Here is a 20,980-nt window from a genome sequence, read left to right on the forward strand (position 1 = left end):
GCTCGCTTTTTACGGCGCCCCGAGCGGAGCGATTCCGTCCAGAAACGGCTCGATCGCCGAGCGCCACGCATCCGGCTGGTCGTAGTGGATGAGGTGGCCGGCGTCGGCGACCTCCGCGTACTGGCCGTTCGGCAGGACCCGGACCATCTCCTGGGACTCCGCGCGGCCCAGCTCGCCGTCGAGGCCACGGACGACGAGGGCCGGGCACTGGACCTGGGCGAGTTCCTCCCAGTGGGCGTCGTACACCCAGGTCTCGCGGGTCCTGAGCATCTGGTCGAGGTCGAAGACCGGGCGCCAGCCGTCCCCGCACTCGTGCATGACCTCGGCGTAGAACTCACCGCGGGACGGGTTGGGGCGCTCCACCGAGGGGTCGTCCTCGCCGAACCACTTGCGGACGTCGGCGAGCGTGGCGAAGGGCAGGGGCCAGGCCTTGAACCAGTTCTCCCAGTCGCGCTGGGAGGCCGCGCCCAGCGCGGAGGCCCGCATGTCGCAGATGATCAGCCCGCACACCAGGTCCGGGCGCTTGGCGGCGAGCTGCCAGGCGGTCAGCGCGCCCATCGCGTGGCCGATGAGGACGGCCGGGGCGAGCCCGAGCTGTTCGAGGGCGGCCTCGACGTCGTCGATGTAGGCCTCACGGGTGTACACCGCCCCGGTCGGCTTGGCGCTCTGGCCATGGCCGCGCTGGTCGAGCGCGACGGCGCGGCGCCGCTCGGAGAGCCAGCGGGCGGTGGGTGCCCAGTGCGAGGCGCGGCCCATCAGCCCGTGCAGTAACAGCACGCCGGGAGCGCGCGCGGCCCCGGTGTCCGCCGGTCCTTCGGCCGCCTCGCCCCGCGCCTCGTCCTGCGCACCGGACCCGTCGCCGGGACCGGCCCCGACGGCGGGGTCCGGCCCGGTCGGGTCGGTCTTGGGAGGGTCCCCGAACTCCCAGGCCGCGAGACGTACGCCGCCCGCTCCGGTCACGTCGATGCGCCGCACCATTGGCACCCCCCAGGCTCCACTCGGACCGCTCTGCTCCCGTTTCGAGCCGCCCGGTCCACTCGTCCTACGGCTGTTGTTCTGCTGTTTCTGCTGCTGGCCTTGCTCTTGCTCTCGGTGCTGAAGCTGTGTTGCTTTCGTGTGCCGCTTGTGACGGCCGATCTTGATTGTTACAGCGTGCGCCGCGCCAGATACGTCACGTGCGCACATCCCGGCACACGTTCCCCGGAAGCGTTTTCGTCTCTCCTGCGTGTGTTTCCCCCACACCCGCAACAGACCCCCAGATTATCGAATAGGTATTCGAAGAGGTCGTTTCTGGCGGCAACACCCCTCATTCGAGTGACCCCCCGCCAGGATTGTCCGCCGTCGCCGCGGGGAGATCTTCACCGGGAGGCGGACCGCTCGGGGAAAACGGTCCGAGGGGAATGACCCTGAGAGCTCGGGGCTCCGGGTCAGCACAGGGGAGGACAGGCCCCGGCGCCACACGGCGCCGGGGCCCTCCACATCTCTGCGGCACATCATCCCGTCCCCTCCCCGGCCCGCCGTGACATCACCGCCCCGGCCGGCCAAGAGCCCTCAGGTCATATGCCTCACGCGCAAGCGTCGCACGGGAACGGCGAGAGCGCTGCGATTCGGGCCAGTCAATCTCGGATCGGTCCGAGCACGATCTCGGAAGCCCTGACCGATCAGCGGCCCACGTCCAGCACGATCGCCGGAGCGGCCCGCCTGCGGCACAACTGCCGCTCCAGCCACAGAAGCCGGGCCACCCCCAGGGGACAGCGAGTCCCATCCGGGGGACAGCAAGTCACCCCGCACCCGGCTGTACGGTAGCTCAGCGCTTGGCCACGAAGACGTGCGAGGCGACGTCGGACTGCAGCTCCGCGGCCTCGCCGCCGCTGCCCACGAGCACACCGCCCGCCGACTCCGTCACGCTCACCACGGAACCCGGCTGCACACCCGCCCGCCGCAGCGTGTACATCAGCTGCGCGTCCGTCTGGATCGGCTCACCGATGCGCCGTACGACGACGGTCTTGCCCTCCGGGCCCGGGTCGAGGTCGGACAGCGACACCATGCCCTCGTCCAGGAACGGGTCCGCGCCGTCCTTCTCGCCCAGCTCCTCCAGGCCCGGGATCGGGTTCCCGTACGGCGACTCGGTCGGGTGGCGGAGCAGCTCCAGCACGCGGCGCTCCACGGCCTCGCTCATCACGTGCTCCCAGCGGCACGCCTCCGCGTGCACCTGCTCCCACTCCAGGCCGATCACATCGACGAGCAGGCACTCCGCGAGACGGTGCTTGCGCATCACGCGCGTGGCCAGGCGGCGGCCCTCGTCCGTGAACTCCAGATGGCGGTCCGCGGCGACCGACACCAGACCGTCGCGCTCCATGCGCGCCACCGTCTGGCTGACCGTCGGGCCGCTCTGGTCGAGCCGCTCGGCGATCCGGGCGCGCATCGGGACCACACCTTCCTCCTCCAGTTCGAGGATGGTGCGGAGATACATCTCCGTGGTGTCGATCAGTCCGGACATTGGTGTGCCCCTCGATGAGATCTGCCGAGGGCTCGACGGCTCCCCGGCGTGTGCGCTGGCCCTGGATTCAATTCTGCCGGATACCACTGACAACCGTGCCGCGCCGATGGAACCACGCGGTGACGACTGGGGTCACGACCGTACCGACGGGAACGCGGAACCGTCTCCCCGGGCCACGATCCGGCGCGCGGCCAGGGTGTGGCGCGTACCGGCCGCTCGTATCCGCGCGTACTGGCCGCTCGCATTCGCGCGTATGGACAAAGACGTTGACAGGGAAGTGGTCCAGACCGCACCGTGATCGGCATCCGCTCCGCGGGCACGGGAACCGCGACGGGCGACACCTGAACCGGGAGGGCTGTTTCGGATGGGCGACAGCAAGCTGGCCGAGCGGTTCTTCGACGCCGCGACGGACCTGCTGCGACAGGTGCGGGACGAGGAGGCGGAGGCCATCGCGGCGGCCGGCACACTGATCGCGGACACCGTGGCCGACGGCGGCCGGCTCTTCGCCTTCGGCGCCGGGCACTCCTCGCTCGCCGCCCAGGACATGGTCTACCGCGCGGGCGGCCTCGCCCTCATGAACCTCCTCGCCGTGCCCGGCGCCGTCGGCGTCGAAGCACCCGCCACGCTGGGCTCCGCCCTGGAACGCGTCGACGGCCTGGCGACCGCGGTCCTGGACACCAGCCCGCTCCGCTCCGGCGACCTCCTGGTGATCATCTCCCTCTCCGGCCGCAACGCACTCCCGGTCGAGATGGCGGCGCACGCCCGCGAGCTGGGGGTGAGGGTCATCGGCGTGACGTCGGTGACGTACGCCTCGCAGACGGCCTCCCGGCACGCCTCCGGCACATACCTGAAGGACCACTGCGACGTCGTCCTCGACTCCAAGATCCCCGTGGGTGACGCGGAGCTGACCACCGAGAACATCGAGGCGCCCTTCGCCCCCGCCTCCACCGTCGTCACCACCGCCCTCCTCCAGGCCGTCATGGCCACCGCCGCGGGCACCCTGGCCGACCGCGGCACCGAACCCCCGCTCCTGCGCTCGGGCAACGTGGACGGCGGCCACGAGTGGAACGGCCGCATCATGCGCGAGTACGGCGACCGGATCTTCTACCTGCGGTCCTGATCTCCTACCTGCATCTCCCACCTGCATCTCCTACCTGCGGTCCCAGGTGCGCCCCCGGTGGCGCGTGGGAACCGTGAGGTGGAAATCCGGCGTACAACGATTTCCCCCAATCTTGCGCGAAGCCGATGTGCGCTGCGTCACGTTCGAGTTGAATGACCAGCGAGTAGCAAACCGACGCGCCGTACGTGCGGACGCAGCCTGCAGGGGGTTCAGGTGAGTGCTTCCCGGCGTAGTGGGACCACGGACGAACTGGGGCCCGACGAGCCCGAGCGCGGCACGGGCGCGCCCGCGGCCGACCCGGCCGGATCCGCGACCGCGGCGGACGAACCCGAGCGCGACGACTCGGATCTCCTTGCCGCACTGCTCGACGGGATGGATGCGGCGCTGTGCGCGTTCGACGCCGAGGGGGTCGTCACGCACTGGAACCGGGAGGCCGAGCGCATCCTCGGCTGGACCGCCACGGAGGCCGTCGGACGCCACGGATTCGCCGGCTGGGCCGTACGCACGGCAGACGCCGAGGAGGTCGAGAGGCGGCTCCTGTCCGCCATGCACGCCCCCGGACGGCAGGTGCACGAGTTCGCGCTCCTGACCAAGGACGGCGGACGCGTCCTCGTCCGCACCCAGTCGGCCGCCGTACGCGGACCCGACGGCAAACCCGCCGGCGTCTACTGCGCCTTCAGCGAGGTGCACGCCCAGATAGACCTGGAGCGGTCCATCGCCCTCAGCGAGGCGCTCTTCGAGGACGCCGCCTGGGGAGTCGTACTCGTCGACGCCGACCTGCGGCCCGCCGTCGTCAACGCACACGCGGCCCGCTCACTCGGCACCGGGCGTACGGCCGTCCTCGGACGCCCCCTCGGCGAGCTCCTCACCCAGGGCGTCGAGGAACTCGAAAGCGCCCTCACCCACGTACTCGCCGAGGGCGCCCCGCCCGCACCGGCCGAGATCTGGGTGGGCGTGCGCACCCCCGACGGCGAGAAACGGCGCTGCTGGCGCAGCGGCTTCCTGCGCCTGGCCTCGCCCCTCGCGGAGGAACCCGTCCCCCTCGGCGTCGGCTGGCTCTTCCAGGACGTCACCGAAGCCAAGCTGAGCGAACAGGAAGCCGCGCTGCTCCGCTTCCGCACCAACCAGCTCCACCGGGCCACGCGGGCCGCCGCCGAGTGCGAGGACCCCGCCGAGGCCGCCACCGTCCACCTCGACTTCTCCCTCGCCGGCTTCGCCGACCACGCGATCGTCGACCGACTGGCCCCGGGCCCGACGGCGGACGCCGACGCCCCGGTACGGCTCGTACGCGCCGCCGCCACCCCTCCGGCGCCCCCGGCCCCAGCCACCTCACCGGCCACGCGGGCCTTCCCGTCCGCTACCCCGAGGGCCACCCCGCCCTCCAGTGCGTCGACCGAGCCGGCTCCGTACGCGCCAGCGCCGACACCACCACCCCCGAGACCGCCCGAGCCTGGGCCACCGCCCGCCAGTGGCCCCCCGACACCGTCCACGCCCTGTGCACCGTCCTCCGCAGCCGCGGCCGCACACTGGGCGTCGTGACCTTCCTGCGGGGCGCAGGCCGCACCCAGTTCGCACGCCCCGACGCGACGTACGCGGAGGACGTGGCTGCGCGGATCGCGGGGGCGCTGGATCTGGCGGGGTTGGTGGCGGAGTAGCCGACCAGTCCGGTAGTCACCTCAATCACCTCGGAAAATTGGTTGAGCACCGGGGATCCGCTTCCTAAAGTGGCTGTCACTTCGGAAGGGAGGTGGTTCGGCAGATGTATGAATACCGGACGGAAGAGGTGGCTGCGGGCTAGTGGCCCGCCGTCGTACTCGGTTCGGCGCCGGACCAGCACGTGAGTTGAGCGTGCAGCCGGCCTAATCCAACGCAGTCACCCGACCCGCAGGCTCGCCGGTACGTCCGGCCGGCTTCTCGCCGTGAGGCGAGGACCAGAGCCTGCGGGTCGTCTGCGTTGTGGGGCACCCCGAGGGCTCAGGGCGCCCCGGCGGTCTCAGCGCGCCATGTCCTCGTAGCCCTCGATCTCGCGGGGATTGCGGGAGCCGGGGCCCACGTAGCGGGCGGAGGGGCGGACGAGGCGGCCCGTGCGCTTCTGTTCCAGGATGTGGGCCGACCAGCCCGCCGTGCGGGCGCAGGTGAACATCGAGGTGAACATGTGGGCGGGGACCTCGGCGAAGTCCAGGATGATGGCCGCCCAGAACTCGACGTTGGTCGCCAGGACGCGGTCCGGGCGGCGGGCATGCAACTCCGCCAGGGCCGCCTTCTCCAGGGCCTCGGCGATCTCGAAGCGGGGGGCGCCCAGTTCGCGGGCCGTGCGGCGCAGGACGCGGGCGCGCGGGTCCTCGGCCCGGTAGACGCGGTGGCCGAAGCCCATCAGGCGCTCGCCCCGGTCCAGTGCATGCTTGACGTATGCCTCCGCGTCGCCCGTCCGCTCGATCTCCTCGATCATGTGCAGGACTCGGGAGGGGGCGCCGCCGTGCAGGGGGCCCGACATCGCTCCCACCGCGCCCGACAGCGCCGCCGCCACGTCCGCGCCCGTGGACGCGATGACGCGGGCCGTGAACGTGGACGCGTTCATGCCGTGCTCCGCGGCGCTCGTCCAGTACGCGTCGACGGCCGCCACGTGCTTGGGGTCCGGCTCGCCGCGCCAGCGGATCATGAAGCGTTCGACGACGGTCCGGGCCTTGTCGATCTCGCGCTGCGGGACCATGGGCACGCCCTGGCCGCGGGCGGACTGGGCGACGTAGGACAGGGCCATGACGGCGGCGCGGGCGAGGTCCTCGCGGGCCTGTTCGGCGTCGATGTCGAGGAGGGGTTTCAGGCCCCAGACCGGGGCCAGCATGGCGAGCGCCGACTGCACGTCCACACGGATGTCGCCGGAGTGGATCGGGATGGGGAAGGGCTCGGCGGGCGGCAGTCCGGGGTTGAAGGCGCCGTCGACGAGCAGGCCCCATACGTTGCCGAAGGAGACGTTGCCGACCAGATCCTCGATGTCGACACCCCGGTACCTGAGGGCACCGCCCTCCTTGTCCGGTTCGGCGATCTCCGTCTCGAACGCGACGACTCCTTCGAGTCCGGGTACGAAGTCGGACATCAGGCGGCTCCTCGTGATGTGTGCGACGGATGGTGTTGTGGGGTGGGGGTGCTGTGTGGCTCGGGTTCCCTGTGGCTGGGGTTCCCGTGTGGTCCGTGTGGTGCGTGCCCTGGTCTGTCTGTGGTCGGAAAGCAGTGTTCACCTGTCGGATCCACGGTCTTTTCGAAGACTCGCGGTCCTGAACGGTCACCCCGGTGATGCCCCGTACGGTCGGCGGTCATCCAACCGGAACGATGGCAGAACGATATCCCTGAGTGCCACCTTTGGGGAGACCCCGTGGCACTGAGTGCCATGGAGTGAGGAAGGACACCCCGCGGCACCCTGCGTACGGACACTCGCCGTGCGACGGCGGGCGTATACGGCAGGATGACCATGTGACCGATCACGAAGCCGCCTACGATCCGTCCTCCCCCCTTCCGGACCCCGCCGCCATGCGCAAGCAGTACCGGGCCGAGGGGCTCGACGAGGGCGAGCTGGCCGGGCACCCGATGGCGCAGTTCGAGAGCTGGTTCCGGCAGGCCTCGGCCCAGGGCGCGGTGTTCGAGCCGAACGCCATGGTGGTGTCGACGGCGGACGCGGAGGGCCGGCCGAGCTCCCGTACGGTGCTGATGAAGGCGTACGACGAGCGGGGCTTCGTCTTCTACACGAACTACGAGTCCCGCAAGGGCCGTGACCTGGCGGAGAACCCCTACGTCTCACTGCTGTTCCCCTGGCACCCGATCGCCCGGCAGGTGATCGTGATCGGTACGGCCCGCCGTACGGGCCGCGACGAGACGGCGGCGTACTTCCGCACCCGGCCGCACGGCTCCCAGCTCGGCGCCTGGGCCAGCGTGCAGTCCGCGGTGATCCGCTCGCGTACCGAACTGGATGCGGGGTACGAGGAGTTGAGCACCCGCTACCCGGAGGGCGAGCAGGTGCCGGTGCCGCCGAACTGGGGTGGTTTCCGGGTCGTGCCGCAGTCGGTGGAGTTCTGGCAGGGGCGGCCCAACCGGCTGCACGACCGGTTGCGGTATGTGGCGGAGCCGGACGGGTCGTGGCGGGTGGAGCGGCTCAGTCCCTGAGAGGAGCGGCTCAGCTCCTGAGTGCGGCTGCCCGTACGGGCGAGAGAGAACCGGCGAGAGAGAACCGTACAGCTGTCTCTCAGGCCTGCGGTTTTCGCTCAGGCGAGCGCCTCGTCCAGCAGTACCGCCCACTGCGCCACCACCCGGTCCCGGCGGCCGGTGTCGTCGGTGAGCAGGTTGGCGAGGCCGAGGCCGCGGGCCATGTCGAGGAGGCCCTGGACGGTCTCGCGGACGCCGGGCACGGACTCGTCGGCGCCGAGCAGGTCCACGGCGATCCGGTGCGCCTCGCGGCCGACGTGGGCCTCCAGTTCCGTGACCCTCGGGCGGAGCTGGTCCTCGTTGGAGGCGGCGACCCACAGGTGGAGGGCGGCGCGGAAGAGGGGGCCGGTGTAGAGGTCGACGAGGGCGGCGATCACGGCCCGGCGGTCGGTGGCGCCCTCGGGGAAGAGGGCGCGCAGGGCCGTGGAGCGCTCTTCGGCGACGTACTCGACGGCCGCGGTGAACAGGTCCTCGCGGGTGGGGAAGTGGTGCTGGGCGGCGCCGCGGGACACTCCGGCGCGTTCGGCGACGACGGAGACCGTGGAGCCCGCCCAGCCGTGCTCGGCGAGGCAGGCCACGGCGGCCTCCAGGAGCCGCTGCCGGGTGGCACGGCTGCGGTCCTGCTTGGGCACACGGTCGGAAACGCGATCGGGAACGGGGCCGGGAATGAGGTCAGGAACGGGGTCAGGAACGGGGCCGGGAATGAGGTCAGGAACGGGGTCAGGAACGGGGTCGGGAACGGGGTCCGGAACGCGGTCGATGGTGTTCACTCCACCCATGTCGGATCCCGTCGTTCGAGGAAGGCCGTCATTCCCTCGCGGGCCTGCGGGGAGGAGAACAGCCGGGCCGAGAGCGCCGTGAGGTCGGCCGTGTCCCGGTCGAATGCCTCCAGCACCCTAGCCGTGAACAGCTGTTTCGTCTCGGCCAGGCCCTGAGGGGAGGCCCGGCGGAGGCCGTCGAGCACGGGGGCGAGGACGTCGTCCACGTCGTCGCCGGTCGCCGTGACCAGTCCGATGCGGGCCGCCTCGGGCGCGTCGAAGCGTTCGCCGGTGAGGGAGTAGCGGGCGAGGGCGCGCGGGTCCGTGCGGGGCAGGAGGGGCAGGGAGATGACGGCGGGCGCGACGCCGATGCGTACCTCCGTGAAGGCGAAGGTGGCCGCGGTGGAGGCCACCGCGATGTCGCAGGCGCCGAGCAGGCCGAGGCCCCCGGCCCGTACGTGTCCGGTGACCCGGGCCAGGACCGGTTTGCGGAGTTCGACGATCTGGCGCATCAGGCCGACCAGGGCGTCCGGGTGCGGGGGGTCGCGCAGGTCGGCGCCCGCGCTGAAGGTGTTCCCGGTGTGGGTGAGGACGACGGCGCGGACGTCGCGGTCCTTGCCGCACCCGGTCAGCGCGTCGGAGAGTTCGCCGACGAGCGTGGCCGACAGGGCGTTGCGGTTGACGGGTGAGTCGAGGGTGAGGGTGGTGATGCCGCGGTGGTGCGCGGTGTGGACGAGGTCCGTCACGGCTTCTCCCTCAGTTCCTGGGCCCTGCGCTGTTCCTGAACCCTGCGCTGTTCCTGGAGGTCGCGCAGTTCGCGGCGGAGGATCTTGCCGGAGGCGGCGCGGGGTATGCCGGCGATGAAGGTGACGCGGCGGACGCGTTTGTAGGGGGCGACGCGTTCGGCGACGTACGTCATGACCTCTCCTGCGGAGAGGTCTGTCGCGGTCGGCTGGCGGACCACATAGGCGTGCGGGACCTCGTTGTTGTCGTCGTTGTAGAAGCCGATCACGGCGGCGTCGGCGATGCCCGGGTGGGTGAGGAGGAGGGCCTCCAGTTCGGCGGGTGCGACCTGGAAGCCCTTGTACTTGATGAGTTCCTTGACGCGGTCGACGATGTGGAGCCAGCCGTCGGCGTCGGCGTGGCCGACGTCTCCGGTGTGCAGCCAGCCGTCCTCGTCGATCATGGCGGCGGTGGCGTCGGGGCGACCCAGGTAGCCCTTCATGACCTGGGGGCCGCGGATGAGTATCTCGCCGCGTTCGCCGGCGCCGACGTCCGTGGAGGGGTCGTCCAGGGAGACGATCCGCATCTCGGTGCCGGGGAGGAGCTTGCCGACCGTTCCGGGGGGTGCGTCCTCGGTGCGATCGAACGGGACGATGTGGGTGCAGGGCGAGAGTTCCGTCATGCCGTAGCCCTGGGCTATGTGTGGCAGGCCGAGGCGGCGGGCGCAGGTCCGGGCGAGGTCGGCGTCCAGGGGTGCGGCGGCGGAGATGATGTGTCTCAGGGACGACAGGTCGTACTGGGCGACCGCCGGGTGCTTGGCGAGGGCGAGGACGATCGGCGGGGCCACGTACAGGTGGGTGATGCGGTGCGTCTCGATCGCCGCGAGGAACGTGTCCAGGTCGAAGCGCGGCAGGACGACGGCGGTGGCGCCCTGTCTGAGAGGTGCGTTCATGAGGGCGGTCAGCCCGTAGATGTGGAAGAACGGGAGGACGGCCAGGACGCGGTCGCCGGGCCTCGCCGTCATGACGGGTTCGAGCTGCGCGAGGTTGGTGGCGATGGACCGGTGGGTGAGCATGACGCCCTTGGGGATGCCGGTCGTGCCGGAGGAGTAGGGCAGGGCGGCGATGTCCTCGACGGGGTCGATGGCGATCTGTGGTTCGGGCGCGGCGGTGGCGAGCATGTCGGTCAGCGAACGGTGTCCGGGGGCGCTGTCGCAGACGAAGATCTCCCTTATGCCGCCGGCGCGTTCGGCGGCCGTGCGGGCCGTCTCCAGGAGGGGCGAGACCGTCACGATCCAGCGGGCTCCGGAGTCGGTGAGCTGTTTGGCGAGTTCGTCGGGCGTGGCGAGCGGGTGCACGGTGGTGACCGAGGCTCCCGCGCGCGTGGCGGCGAAGAAGGCCGTCGGGAAGGCGATCGTGTTCGGGCTGTGCAGGGCGAGCACGTCGCCCTTCTCGACGCCCGTGTCGGCGAACGCGGCGGCCAGCCGCCGGTGGAAGCGGTCCAGTTGCTCGTACGTGATCGTGGTGCCGTCGACGCCGTCGATCAGCGCGGGTGTGTCGCCGAACTCGGCGGCCCGGCCCAGGACGGCCTCGTGGATGGGGAGTTCGACGGCCGGGACTTCTTCGTACTCGCTGCGGAACACGGTTCCTCCTCGCACGACGGTGTGCTGCGGGACACGGCCCGGTGGGGTCCCGCCCTCAGTACGACTTGGGCAGGCCCAGGGTCTGGTGGGAGACGTAGTTGAGAATCATCTCCCGGCTCACCGGTGCGATACGAGACACGCGCGCGGCCGTGATGAGGGAGCCGAGTCCGAACTCGCGGGTGAGTCCGTTGCCGCCGAGGGTGTGCACCGCCTGGTCGACGGCCTTCACGCAGGCCTCTCCGGCGGCGTACTTGGCCATGTTGGCGGCTTCCCCGGCGGCCATGTCGTCCCCGGAGTCGTACAGGAAGGCGGCCTTCTGCATCATCAGGCGGGCCAGTTCGAGGTCGATGTGGGCCTGAGCGAGGGGGTGGGCGATGGCCTGGTGGGCGCCGATGGGTGTCTTCCACACGGTGCGGTCGCGGGCGTACTCGACGGCCTTGGCGACGGCATGGCGCCCCATGCCGATCGCGAACGCGGCCGTCATGATGCGCTCGGGGTTGAGTCCGGCGAAGAGTTGCAGCAGGCCCGCGTCCTCGTCTCCGACGAGTGCGTCGGCGGGCAGGCGTACGTCGTCCAGCGTGAGCTCGAACTGCTTCTCGGCGGACTGGATCTCCATGTCGATCGGCCGTCGTTCGAAGCCGGGGGCGTCCCTGGGGACGATGAACAGGCAGGGCTTGAGGGTGCCGGTGCGGGCGTCCGCGGTGCGGCCGACGATGAGGGTCGCGTCCGCGATGTCGACGCCGGAGACGAAGACCTTGCGGCCCGTGAGCAGGTAGTCGGCGCCGTCGCGGCGGGCCGTGGTGGTGATGCGGTGGGAGTTGGAGCCGGCGTCGGGTTCGGTGATGCCGAAGGCCATGGTGCGGGTGCCGTTCGCCAGGGCGGGCAGCCACTCCTGCTTTTGTTGCCCGGTTCCGAAGCGGGCGATGACCGTGCCGCAGATGGCCGGCGAGACGATCAGCATGAGGAGGGGGCAGCCTGCGGCGCCGAGTTCCTCCAGGACGATGGAGAGTTCGGCTATGCCGCCGCCTCCGCCGCCGTATGCCTCCGGCAGGTTGACGCCGAGGTAGCCGAGCTTGGCTGCCTCGGACCAGAGTTCGTCGGGGTAGCGGCCTTCTTGGGTGACGGTGGTGAGGTAGTCGCGGCCGTAGCGTTTGCCCAGGGCGGATACGGCGGCTCGTAGGGCCTTGTGTTCCTCGGTCTCCATGAGGGTGGACATAGGGCTCCTAAAGGGGGAGGTGGGATTGCCGGTTGGAGAGTGCGGGTTGTTCGTGGCTTGTCGCGCCCACGCGGCGGAGCCGCATATCGGTACAGCCCCGCGCCCCTTATTCGTGCACCACGGCCAAGAGGGTGCCCACCTCCACCTGCTGGCCCGGGACTGCGTGCAGGGCCGTGAGTGTGCCCGTGGCCGGGGCCGTGATCCTGTGTTCCATCTTCATCGCCTCCAGCCAGAGGAGGGGTTGGCCCTCCTCCACCTGTGCGCCCTCGGACAGGCCCTCGGCGACTCGTACGACCGTGCCCGGCATCGGGGCCAGCAGGGAGCCGGGGGCGTGGTGGGCCGTCGGGTCCGGGAAGCGAGGCAGGGCGGTGAGGGTGGTGGAGTTGACGTGCACCTGGTCGCCGTAGCGTGAGACCTCGAACCTCCGCTGGACGCCGTCGACTTCCAGGACCACGAGATCGGACGTCGCGCGCACGACCCGTACCCCTTCCGCCGTCAGGCCCTGACGCGTGTGCTGGTAGTGCACCTCGTGTTCCTCACCCGCCATGGCGTACCGCTTGACCTGCGGCCGGGAGGGCAGGTTGCGCCAGCCGCCGAAGCGGGAGCGGCCGTGGGCGTCGGCGAGGGCGGCGGCCAGGGGGGCGCACGGGTCGGGAGCGGAGCCGGTGAGGGCGGGCAGGTGGCGGTCGTAGAAGCCCGTGTCCATGCGGGCCGTGGTGAACTCCTCGTGCCTGAGCGACCGTACGAGCAGATCCCTGTTGGTCGTCGGGCCGTGGATGTCCGCTCGTTCCAGGGCGGCGGCGAGCTTGCGCAGGGCCTCCGCGCGGGTGGGGGCGTGGGCGACCACCTTGGCGAGCATGGGGTCGTAGTGGACGCCGATGGGGTCGCCGTCGGCGTAGCCGGTGTCCAGGCGGACGCCGTCCGGGACGGTGAGGCGGTGCAGGGTGCCGGTCTGAGGGGCCCAGGCGCGGGCCGGGTCCTCGGCGTACAGGCGGGCCTCGATGGCGTGGCCCCGCGCGCGTGGAGGGCCGTTTTCGGGGGCCTCAAGAGCGCAGCCCTCGGCGACGCGGATCTGGAGGGCCACCAGGTCGACGCCGAACACCGCTTCCGTGACGGGGTGTTCGACCTGGAGGCGGGTGTTCATCTCCAGGAAGTGGGCCGTGTCGCCGGACACGAGGAACTCGACCGTGCCCGCGCCCACGTAGTCGACGGCTCGGGCGGCCCGTACGGCCATGGCGTACAGGGAGTCGGTCAGTTCGGATGTCAAACCCGGTGCCGGGGCTTCCTCGATGACCTTCTGGTGGCGGCGCTGGAGGGAGCAGTCCCGGGTGCCGAGCGGCCATACGGTGCCGTGACTGTCGGCGAGGATCTGCACCTCGACGTGCCGGCCGCCCTCCACATAGGGCTCGACGAAGACCTCGCCGTCGCCGAAGGCGCTCAGGGCCTCGGCGCGGGCGGCGGTCAGCTCGTCCTCCAGGGCGGCGAGGTCGCGGACGACGCGCATGCCCCGTCCGCCGCCGCCCGCCACCGCCTTCACCAGGACGGGCAGGTCGTCCTCGGTGACCTTGTGGAGGGGGAGGGCTTCCAGCCCCATGAGCTTCTTGGCGCGCGTCTTGGACGCCATGGCCTCGATCGCCTCGGGGGGCGGTCCGATCCAGACGAGGCCCGCGTCGAGGACGGCGCGCGCGAAGGCGGCGTTCTCGGAGAGGAAGCCGTACCCGGGGTGGATCGCGTCCGCTCCAGCGTTCAGGGCGGCCTTCACGATCAGGTCGGCGCGCAGGTACGTCTCCGCGGGCGCCGCGCCCGGCAGTCGTACCGTCGCGTCGGCCACGCGCGCGTGGAGGGCGTTTTCGTCGGCGTCGGAGTGCACGGCGACCGTTCGGATTCCCAACTCACGGCACGTGCGGACGATACGGCAGGCGATCTCGCCACGGTTGGCGACGAGGACAGAAGTGATCACTGAGGGGTTCCTTGTCTCCGGCGTGGCCTCCGTCATGGTCTTTGTCCTGGCCTTCGCCCTGGCCTTCGTCGCGGTCTCCGTCATGTTTTCCGTCATGGCCGTCACATCCGGAAGACGCCGAAGCCACCGCGCGCGCCCTCGTACGGCGCGGTGTGGATCGCGGAGAGGCACAGGCCGAGGACGGTACGGGTGTCGCGCGGGTCGATGACCCCGTCGTCGTACAGCCGCCCGGACAGGAACATCGGCAGGGACTCGGACTCGATCTGCTGCTCCACCATGGCGCGCAGGGCGGCGTCCCCGTCCTCGTCGTACGGCTGCCCCTTCGCGGCCGCCGACTGCCGGGCGACGATGGAGAGGACCCCGGCGAGCTGCTGCGGGCCCATGACGGCCGACTTGGCGCTGGGCCAGGCGAACAGGAAGCGCGGGTCGTACGCCCGGCCGCACATGCCGTAGTGCCCGGCGCCGTACGACGCGCCCATGAGCACGGACAGATGGGGCACGCGCGAATTGGAGACGGCGTTGATCATCATCGCGCCGTGCTTGATGATGCCGCCCTGTTCGTACTCCTTGCCGACCATGTAGCCGGTGGTGTTGTGCAGGAAGAGCAGCGGGATGTCGCGCTGGTTGGCGAGCTGGATGAACTGGGCGGCCTTCTGGGACTCCTCGCTGAACAGCACGCCCTGGGCGTTCGCCAGGATTCCGACCGGATAGCCGTGCAGGGTCGCCCAGCCGGTGACGAGGCTCGTCCCGTACAGCGGCTTGAACTCGTCGAAGTCGGAGGCGTCGACGATCCGGGCGACGACCTCGCGGGGGTCGAAGGGGGTCCGCAGGTCGCCCGGGACGATGCCGAGCAGCTCGTCCTCGTCGTACTTGGGGGGCGCGGCGGGGCCCGGATCGTCGTACGCCTTGCGGTGGTTGAGGCGGGCGACCACGCGGCGCGCCTGGCGCAGGGCGTCCGGCTCGTCGACGGCGAAGTAGTCGGCGAGGCCCGACACGCGCGCGTGCATGTCGGCGCCGCCCAGGGACTCGTCGTCGCTCTCCTCCCCCGTCGCCATCTTCACCAGCGGCGGGCCGCCGAGGAACACCTTCGCCCGCTCCTTCACCATGATCACGTGGTCGGACATGCCGGGGATGTACGCGCCTCCGGCGGTGGAGTTCCCGAAGACGACGGCGATGGTCGGGATGCCGGCGGCGGAGAGCCGGGTGAGGTCCCGGAAGATGGCTCCGCCCGGGATGAAGATCTCCTTCTGGGAGGGCAGGTCCGCTCCGCCCGACTCGACCAGGCTGATGCAGGGCAGCCGGTTGGCGAGGGCGATGTCGTTCGCCCGCAGGGCCTTCTTCAGGCTCCAGGGGTTGCTGGCGCCGCCGCGTACGGTCGGGTCGTTCGCGGTGATCAGGCACTCCACGCCCTCGACGACCCCGATGCCGGTGACGAGCGAGGCACCCACCGTGTAGTCGCTGCCCCAGGCGGCGAGCGGCGACAGCTCCAGGAAGGGCGTGTCGGGGTCGAGGAGCAGCTCGATACGTTCCCGGGCGAGCAGCTTGCCGCGCCCCCGGTGCCGCGCGACGTACTTCTCGCCACCGCCCGCGAGGGCCTTCGCGTGCTCGGTGTCGAGCTCGGCCAGTTTGGCGAGCATGGCCTCGCGGTGGGCGGTGTAGTCGGGGCTGCCCGTGTCCAGGGCGGAGGCGAGGACGGTCATCGGAGAACCTCCGGGGGGGCCGGGCGGCGGACGGTCACGGGGTCCCCTCCGAGTGGGCCCCGCCCTTCAGGCCGGGGCCCACTCGATCGGGTAAGCCGCCAGGCACGCTGAGTGAGAACCAAGCCAGCACACCGGGACGTTACGAGAGCCAAGTGCGTTCCTTCGAGCTTTGCCGTACCAAACCGGGCAGGTTCCGTCCCGGCTGGTGTTGATGGAGTAAGACCTTGCTGGTTGCTGACCTGCGGGGCCTCCTGAGCCAGGAATCCCCCGGCTTCAGCTGGGGGAGGGTTCAAAGGAGTACCTCCGGTATGTCCAGGTGGCGGGAGCGGAGCCATTCGCCGAGGGCCTTGGCCTGGGGGTCGAACCGGGCCTGGGCAGCGACGCCCTCGCCGAGGATGCCCTCGACGACGAAGTTGAGGGCGCGGAGGTTCGGCAGGGCGTGGCGGATGACGGTCAATTCGGCTGTCTCCGGGAGGAGTTCACGGAATCGGTCGACGGTGAGGGTGTGCGCGAGCCACCGCCATGCGTCGTCCGAGCGGGCCCAGACGCCGACGTTGGCGTTGCCGCCCTTGTCCCCGCTGCGGGCGCCCGCGACCAGACCGAGGGGTGCTCGGCGGGTCGGGAGCCCGGAGGGCAGGGGCTCGGGTGGAGGCGGTTCGGGGGTGGGCTGTAGTACGGGGGTGTCGTGGGCCGGGGCTGTGTGGGCCGGAGGTACATGGGCCGGGGGTATGCGAATCCGGCGCCCGTCCTGGAGGACCGCCACATGGTGCGCGACCCCATGGTCGACGTACACAGCCTCGAAGACCCCATAGGGCGCGCCCTTTCCCGGTGGGGCCAGCACATGGAACCCGGGGTAGCTCGCGAGTGCCAGCTCCACGGCGGCCCCGCTGAGCGCCCGCCCCACGACAGCCTGGTCCGGGTCTCGCACGACGAGCCGCAGCAGCGCGCTCGCGGTCTCCTCGGTGGACGCGTCGGGGTGGTCGGTGCGGGCGAGGGACCAAGTGACGTGGGCCGGGCTGAACTTGGCGGTGTTCAGCGCGGTCTCCATCTGGTCGCGCACCAGGGCGGCCTTCTTCTCGATGTCCAGCCCGGTCAGGACGAACGCGACCTCGTTGCGGTAGCCGCCGATCCGGTTGAGGCCGACCTTGAGGGTGGGGGGCGGGGCCTCGCCGCGCACGCCGGTGATCCGTACGCGGTCGGGGCCCTCCTGGGTCAGTTCGACCGTGTCCAGCCGGGCGGTGACGTCGGGGCCCGCGTACCGGGCGCCGGCCGTCTCGTACAGGAGCTGCGCGGTGACCGTGCCGACGTCCACCACACCGCCCGTCCCCGGGTGTTTGGTGATGACGGCGGTGCCGTCCTCGTGGAGTTCGGCGAGTGGGAAGCCGGGGTGGCGCAGCCGTCGTACGTCGTGGTCGGTGAAGAAGGCGTAGTTGCCGCCGGTGGCCTGGGTGCCGCACTCCAGCACGTGCCCGGCGACGACGGCACCCGCGAGCCGGTCGTGGGCGTCCGGTGTCCAGCCGAAGTGGGCGGCGGCCGGGCCGGTGACGAGCGCCGCGTCGGTGACCCGCCCGGTGACGACGACATCGGCGCCCTCCCGCAGACAGGCCGCGATCCCGAACCCGCCGAGGTAGGCGCGCGCGGCGAGGGCGTCTGAATGACGGTGCGTGAGGTCGTCACCCTCGACGTGGGCGACCCGGACGGGGATACCGAGGCGGTCCGCCAGCTCCCTTACGGCATCGCCGAGTCCGGCCGGATTGAGCCCTCCTGCGTTGGTGACGATGCGGACGCCTCGCTCGTGGGCGAGTCCGAGGCACTCCTCCAGTTGACCGAGGAAGGTGCGGGCGTAGCCGGCGGCCGGGTCCTTCAGACGGTCACGGCCCAGGATCAGCATGGTCAGCTCGGCGAGGTAGTCGCCGGTGAGGACGTCGAGTTCGCCGCCGGTGAGCATCTCGCGCATCGCGTCGAAGCGGTCGCCGTAGAAGCCGGAGGCGTTGCCGATGCGCAGGGGCGGCGGGGTCACTGGGCGTCCGCCGTCGGGGGCCGTCCTGCACCCGGCATCCTCGGGGGCCGTCCTGCACCCGGCGTCCTCGGGGGCCGTCCTGTGCCCGGTGGTCCAGCGAAGGCCTGGGCGATGTCCAGCCAGCGGTCGGCGTCGGGGCCCTCGGCGCGTACGGCGAGGTCAGCGCGGTGGGCCCGCCGGGTGACCAGGAGGCAGAAGTCGAGCGCGGGACCGGTGACCCTCTGGGCGGCGTCCTCGGGACCGTACGTCCACACGTCGCCGGAAGGCCCGACGAGCTCGACGCGGAACTCCTCGGCGGGTGCGGGGAGACCGTGCGCCCCGAAGGCGAAGTCCCTCGCACGCACCCCGATCCAGGCCACATGTTGGAGCCGGTCCGTGGGTGTGCGCACCACACCCAGCGCGTCCGCGATGTCCTGGCCATGGGCCCAGGTCTCCATCAGCCGGGCGGTGGCCATGGAGGCGGCCGACATGGGTGGGCCGTACCAGGGGAAGCGCTTCTTTATGGGGGCGGCTTCCAGGGTCCTGGCAAGTGCCTGCCGTGCGGCCCTCCAGTCGGCGAGGATCCAGGCGGGGGGCCTCGCGGCACCCTCCTCCGCCCCCGCGTCGACGAACCGGTCCGGTGCGGCGAGGGCCTTCTCCACCTCGCCCGCGAAAGCCTCCGGGTCCGTCATGGCGAGCAGCGCGGAGCGGTCGGTCCAGGCGAGGTGTGCGATCTGGTGGGCGATGGTCCAGCCCGTGGCGGGGGTGCCGAGCGCCCACTGTTCCTCGCTCAACTCCCCCACGAGGGCGTCGAGTTCCTCACTCTCCCGCTCCAGATCGCCGAACACGTCCACGGTGACGCTCCCTCGGGCACGACGGTGTGTGCCCGGGAGCATGCCAGCGAGGACAGAAACAAGCAAGCGTGCTTGCATTTATGGGTGCACCCCGGGGGCGGGCCAGGTACAGCGGACACGGCGGGGAGGGTCGAGGCCAGGCCTCGCCGGGCCGAGACCACACAGCCCCTCCCCGGTCCATTACTGTGCACGACTTAGTGCACTACACTGAACAAGTCCCGCTCACCCCTCCTGGACGGCCCCCGTGAACCTCCCCAGCGCTGACCAGCCCGCATCCGCGCCCACGCCCGCTGTGGCCGCCGCACCCACGCCGGCCGGCCGGCTACGGGGGCGGGGCGCCCTCGGGCCGGTCGGCCTTGTGCTGGCCGGGGGGATCTCGGTGCAGTTCGGCGCGGCGCTGGCCGTGAGCCTGATGCCGCGGGCCGGGGCGTTCGGGGTGGTGACGCTGCGGCTGCTGGTGGCCGCCGTCGTGCTGCTCATCGTCTGCCGGCCCCGGTTGCGGGGGCACTCGCGGACCGACTGGGGCACGGTGATCGTCTTCGGCATCACGATGGCCGCGATGAACGGCCTCTTCTACCAGGCAGTCGACCGTATCCCTCTCGGCCCCGCCGTCACGCTGGAGGTGCTCGGCCCGCTCGCGCTGTCCGTGCTCGCGTCGCGCCGCGCGGTGAACCTGCTCTGGGCCGGGCTGGCGCTCGGCGGAGTGTTCCTGCTCAGCGGCGGAGGCTTCGGCGACCTGGACCCCGTGGGTGTGGCCTGCGCCCTGGGCGCCGGGGCCATGTGGGCGACGTACATAGTCTTCAGCGCGCGTACGGGGCGCCGCTTCCCGCAGGCCGACGGGCTGGCGCTGGCCCTGGCGGTCGCGGCGGTGCTGTTCCTGCCGCTCGGGGTCGTCGAGTCCGGGGTACGGCTGCTCGACCCGGTCACGATCGCGCTGGGCGCCGCCATCGCCGTACTGTCGTCCGTCCTGCCGTACACGCTGGAGCTCCTCGCGCTGCGCCGGCTGCCCGCCTCCACCTTCGCCATCCTCATGAGCCTCGAACCGGGCATCGCCGCCACCGCCGGTTTCCTGATCCTCGGCCAGGCCCTCTCCCTCACCGAGGCCCTCGCCATCGCGCTGGTCATCGCGGCGAGCATGGGGGCGGTGCGGACGCAGGTGGGGCGGGGGAAGGCGAAGTCGGCGCAAGGGCGGTAAGTGGATTCCGAGTCCCAGGCGGGTAGGCCATGACCAGGGCCTTTCAGCAGGGCCTGGTGAGACTCGGAGCCACTTGCTGGGGCAGACGGAAACCCCGCGGTCCAGCACGCCTGGACCACAGCCCGCCAACGCCAACGGCACCGGCACCGGCACTGGCACTGGCACTGGCACCGGCCTACGAAACACGCGGACGTCGAGTCACACATGCTTGCGCAGATGTGCGGTCACCTGCGCGCCGGTGTCCGGGTGGAGGCGGGCTCCCTCAGGTACGTCGAAACCCAGCTCCCGCGCGAGCAGCGCGCCCCGCAGGTCGAACGCCGCCTCCGTGAGGTGCGCCAGCGTGTCCACGCTGACACGCGTGCGACGCAGGCCTACGGCGAACAGGCCCACCGCCAGCAGCAGCGCCGGCCACCACCACAGAGCGGGCAGCAGCACCAGCACACCCCAGCCGGCGAGCGCGACGGCGGCATCGAGTTCTGTGCGGGCGGCGCGCAGCGCGTTCTGCTCGGGCTCGTTCAGCACCAGCCACAGCCGCGGCCAGGCGAACACGACGTCGAGCCGGTACCAACTCCACACTCGGGTGTCGACCGCACCAAGCCGGTCTCCCGTCCACGTGGGCCGGGCCGGCTGTCTCAGCGCGACGGCATTGCGCCGGGCCGCCAGGGCGTCGAACCGGGCGGCGTCCACGGCCGACGGCCGCGCCCCCGCCCTCTCCAGCTCCTCCCGGTATGCTGCGTCGGCTGCCGTCCACCGCTCGCCGCGGGCTGCCGTCAATCGCCGCGCCAGGCCCTTGAAGACCCGGGGCCACGGATCGAACCACAACCGCCCCAGCGCCGCGGCGGCACCCTGAGCAGCCAGCCCGGCAGCGGCCGACAGCACCGGCAGCACGACGACCGCGAGCAGCCACACCGACGAGATGCTCCTACCGTCGAACGGCCCGCCGGGCTCCAGCAGGCCGGTGAGTCGCCCCAGGTCCGCCCAGTGCGCATGCCCCAGCTGGTATGCCGCCGCCGCACCCACCACGTACAACAGCCCGGGCAGCACCAGCAGCGCCACCCAGCGCTCAACGTACTTACGGCCCAGCTCGGCCAGTACGGTGTTCATCGGCCCCCCGCCCCG

15 protein-coding genes and 1 pseudogene are annotated in these 20,980 nt (G+C 71.4%); 4 read left to right on the forward strand and 12 right to left on the reverse strand.

What is annotated here, in order from left to right; all coding sequences use genetic code 11:
* Window positions 1–9: 9 nt before the first annotated feature.
* Window positions 10–978, reverse strand: coding sequence for an alpha/beta fold hydrolase (locus tag E0500_RS06205; protein WP_165934985.1), 969 nt, complete (start codon window positions 976–978; stop codon window positions 10–12).
* A gap of 829 nt (window positions 979–1,807) precedes the next feature.
* Window positions 1,808–2,500 carry a metal-dependent transcriptional regulator gene (locus E0500_RS06210; RefSeq protein WP_131563324.1) on the reverse strand — a complete coding sequence of 231 codons (693 nt, stop codon included), beginning with the start codon at window positions 2,498–2,500 and terminating at the stop codon, window positions 1,808–1,810.
* A 364-nt stretch (window positions 2,501–2,864) separates the two neighbouring features.
* On the opposite strand from E0500_RS06210, the gene E0500_RS06215 reads away from it, so the two are divergent.
* Window positions 2,865–3,620 carry an SIS domain-containing protein gene (locus E0500_RS06215; protein WP_131563323.1) on the forward strand — a complete coding sequence of 252 codons (756 nt, stop codon included), beginning with the start codon at window positions 2,865–2,867 and terminating at the stop codon, window positions 3,618–3,620.
* Between the two features lie 213 nt (window positions 3,621–3,833).
* Window positions 3,834–5,275: pseudogene (locus tag E0500_RS06220) on the forward strand (PAS domain-containing protein).
* 338 nt (window positions 5,276–5,613) lie between these two features.
* On the opposite strand, the gene E0500_RS06225 reads toward E0500_RS06220, so the two are convergent.
* Window positions 5,614–6,714 (reverse strand): citrate synthase 2, encoded by a 1,101-nt coding sequence (locus E0500_RS06225; protein WP_131570626.1) that lies wholly within the window; start codon window positions 6,712–6,714, stop codon window positions 5,614–5,616.
* Between the two features lie 431 nt (window positions 6,715–7,145).
* Here E0500_RS06225 and pdxH point away from each other — a divergent pair, with 431 nt between their 5' ends.
* Window positions 7,146–7,775 carry a pyridoxamine 5'-phosphate oxidase gene (gene pdxH / locus E0500_RS06230; RefSeq protein ID WP_131570632.1) on the forward strand — a complete coding sequence of 210 codons (630 nt, stop codon included), beginning with the start codon at window positions 7,146–7,148 and terminating at the stop codon, window positions 7,773–7,775.
* A 98-nt stretch (window positions 7,776–7,873) separates the two neighbouring features.
* Here the strand turns inward: pdxH and E0500_RS06235 are convergent, their stop codons facing one another.
* The 8 genes from E0500_RS06235 to E0500_RS06270 all read right to left on the reverse strand — a co-directional run bounded on the left by E0500_RS06235 (window position 7,874) and on the right by E0500_RS06270 (window position 18,666).
* Window positions 7,874–8,446: a TetR/AcrR family transcriptional regulator gene (locus E0500_RS06235; protein ID WP_309504975.1), complete on the reverse strand. Its 573-nt coding sequence runs from the start codon at window positions 8,444–8,446 to the stop codon at window positions 7,874–7,876.
* Between the two features lie 134 nt (window positions 8,447–8,580).
* The gene (locus tag E0500_RS06240; RefSeq protein ID WP_131570624.1) at window positions 8,581–9,318 is read right to left on the reverse strand and encodes an enoyl-CoA hydratase family protein; all 738 of its coding nucleotides are present in this window, start codon (window positions 9,316–9,318) and stop codon (window positions 8,581–8,583) included.
* Complete coding sequence (locus E0500_RS06245) at window positions 9,315–10,937, reverse strand: 4-coumarate--CoA ligase family protein (protein ID WP_131570622.1); 1,623 nt, start codon at window positions 10,935–10,937, stop codon at window positions 9,315–9,317. Before E0500_RS06245 ends, E0500_RS06240 begins: the two co-directional genes overlap by 4 nt.
* 55 nt (window positions 10,938–10,992) lie before the next feature.
* Complete coding sequence (locus E0500_RS06250) at window positions 10,993–12,153, reverse strand: acyl-CoA dehydrogenase family protein (protein WP_131570620.1); 1,161 nt, start codon at window positions 12,151–12,153, stop codon at window positions 10,993–10,995.
* A gap of 106 nt (window positions 12,154–12,259) precedes the next feature.
* Complete coding sequence (locus tag E0500_RS06255; RefSeq protein WP_131570628.1) at window positions 12,260–14,113, reverse strand: biotin carboxylase N-terminal domain-containing protein; 1,854 nt, start codon at window positions 14,111–14,113, stop codon at window positions 12,260–12,262.
* 101 nt (window positions 14,114–14,214) lie between these two features.
* Window positions 14,215–15,813, reverse strand: coding sequence for an acyl-CoA carboxylase subunit beta (locus E0500_RS06260; RefSeq protein ID WP_131570618.1), 1,599 nt, complete (start codon window positions 15,811–15,813; stop codon window positions 14,215–14,217).
* 289 nt (window positions 15,814–16,102) lie between these two features.
* Window positions 16,103–17,833: an acyclic terpene utilization AtuA family protein gene (locus E0500_RS06265; RefSeq protein WP_181586892.1), complete on the reverse strand. Its 1,731-nt coding sequence runs from the start codon at window positions 17,831–17,833 to the stop codon at window positions 16,103–16,105.
* Window positions 17,830–18,666: a TIGR03084 family metal-binding protein gene (locus tag E0500_RS06270; RefSeq protein ID WP_309504976.1), complete on the reverse strand. Its 837-nt coding sequence runs from the start codon at window positions 18,664–18,666 to the stop codon at window positions 17,830–17,832. Before E0500_RS06270 ends, E0500_RS06265 begins: the two co-directional genes overlap by 4 nt.
* A 244-nt stretch (window positions 18,667–18,910) precedes the next feature.
* Between E0500_RS06270 and E0500_RS06275 the strand changes: the two genes are divergently transcribed.
* Window positions 18,911–19,861, forward strand: coding sequence for an EamA family transporter (locus tag E0500_RS06275; RefSeq protein WP_131567640.1), 951 nt, complete (start codon window positions 18,911–18,913; stop codon window positions 19,859–19,861).
* A gap of 198 nt (window positions 19,862–20,059) precedes the next feature.
* Here the strand turns inward: E0500_RS06275 and E0500_RS06280 are convergent, their stop codons facing one another.
* Window positions 20,060–20,965 (reverse strand): hypothetical protein, encoded by a 906-nt coding sequence (locus E0500_RS06280; RefSeq protein ID WP_131567638.1) that lies wholly within the window; start codon window positions 20,963–20,965, stop codon window positions 20,060–20,062.
* Window positions 20,966–20,980: the final 15 nt, after the last annotated feature.

This window comes from Streptomyces sp. KM273126, from assembly GCF_004337435.2.
GTDB classification, from domain to species: domain Bacteria; phylum Actinomycetota; class Actinomycetes; order Streptomycetales; family Streptomycetaceae; genus Streptomyces; species Streptomyces acidicola.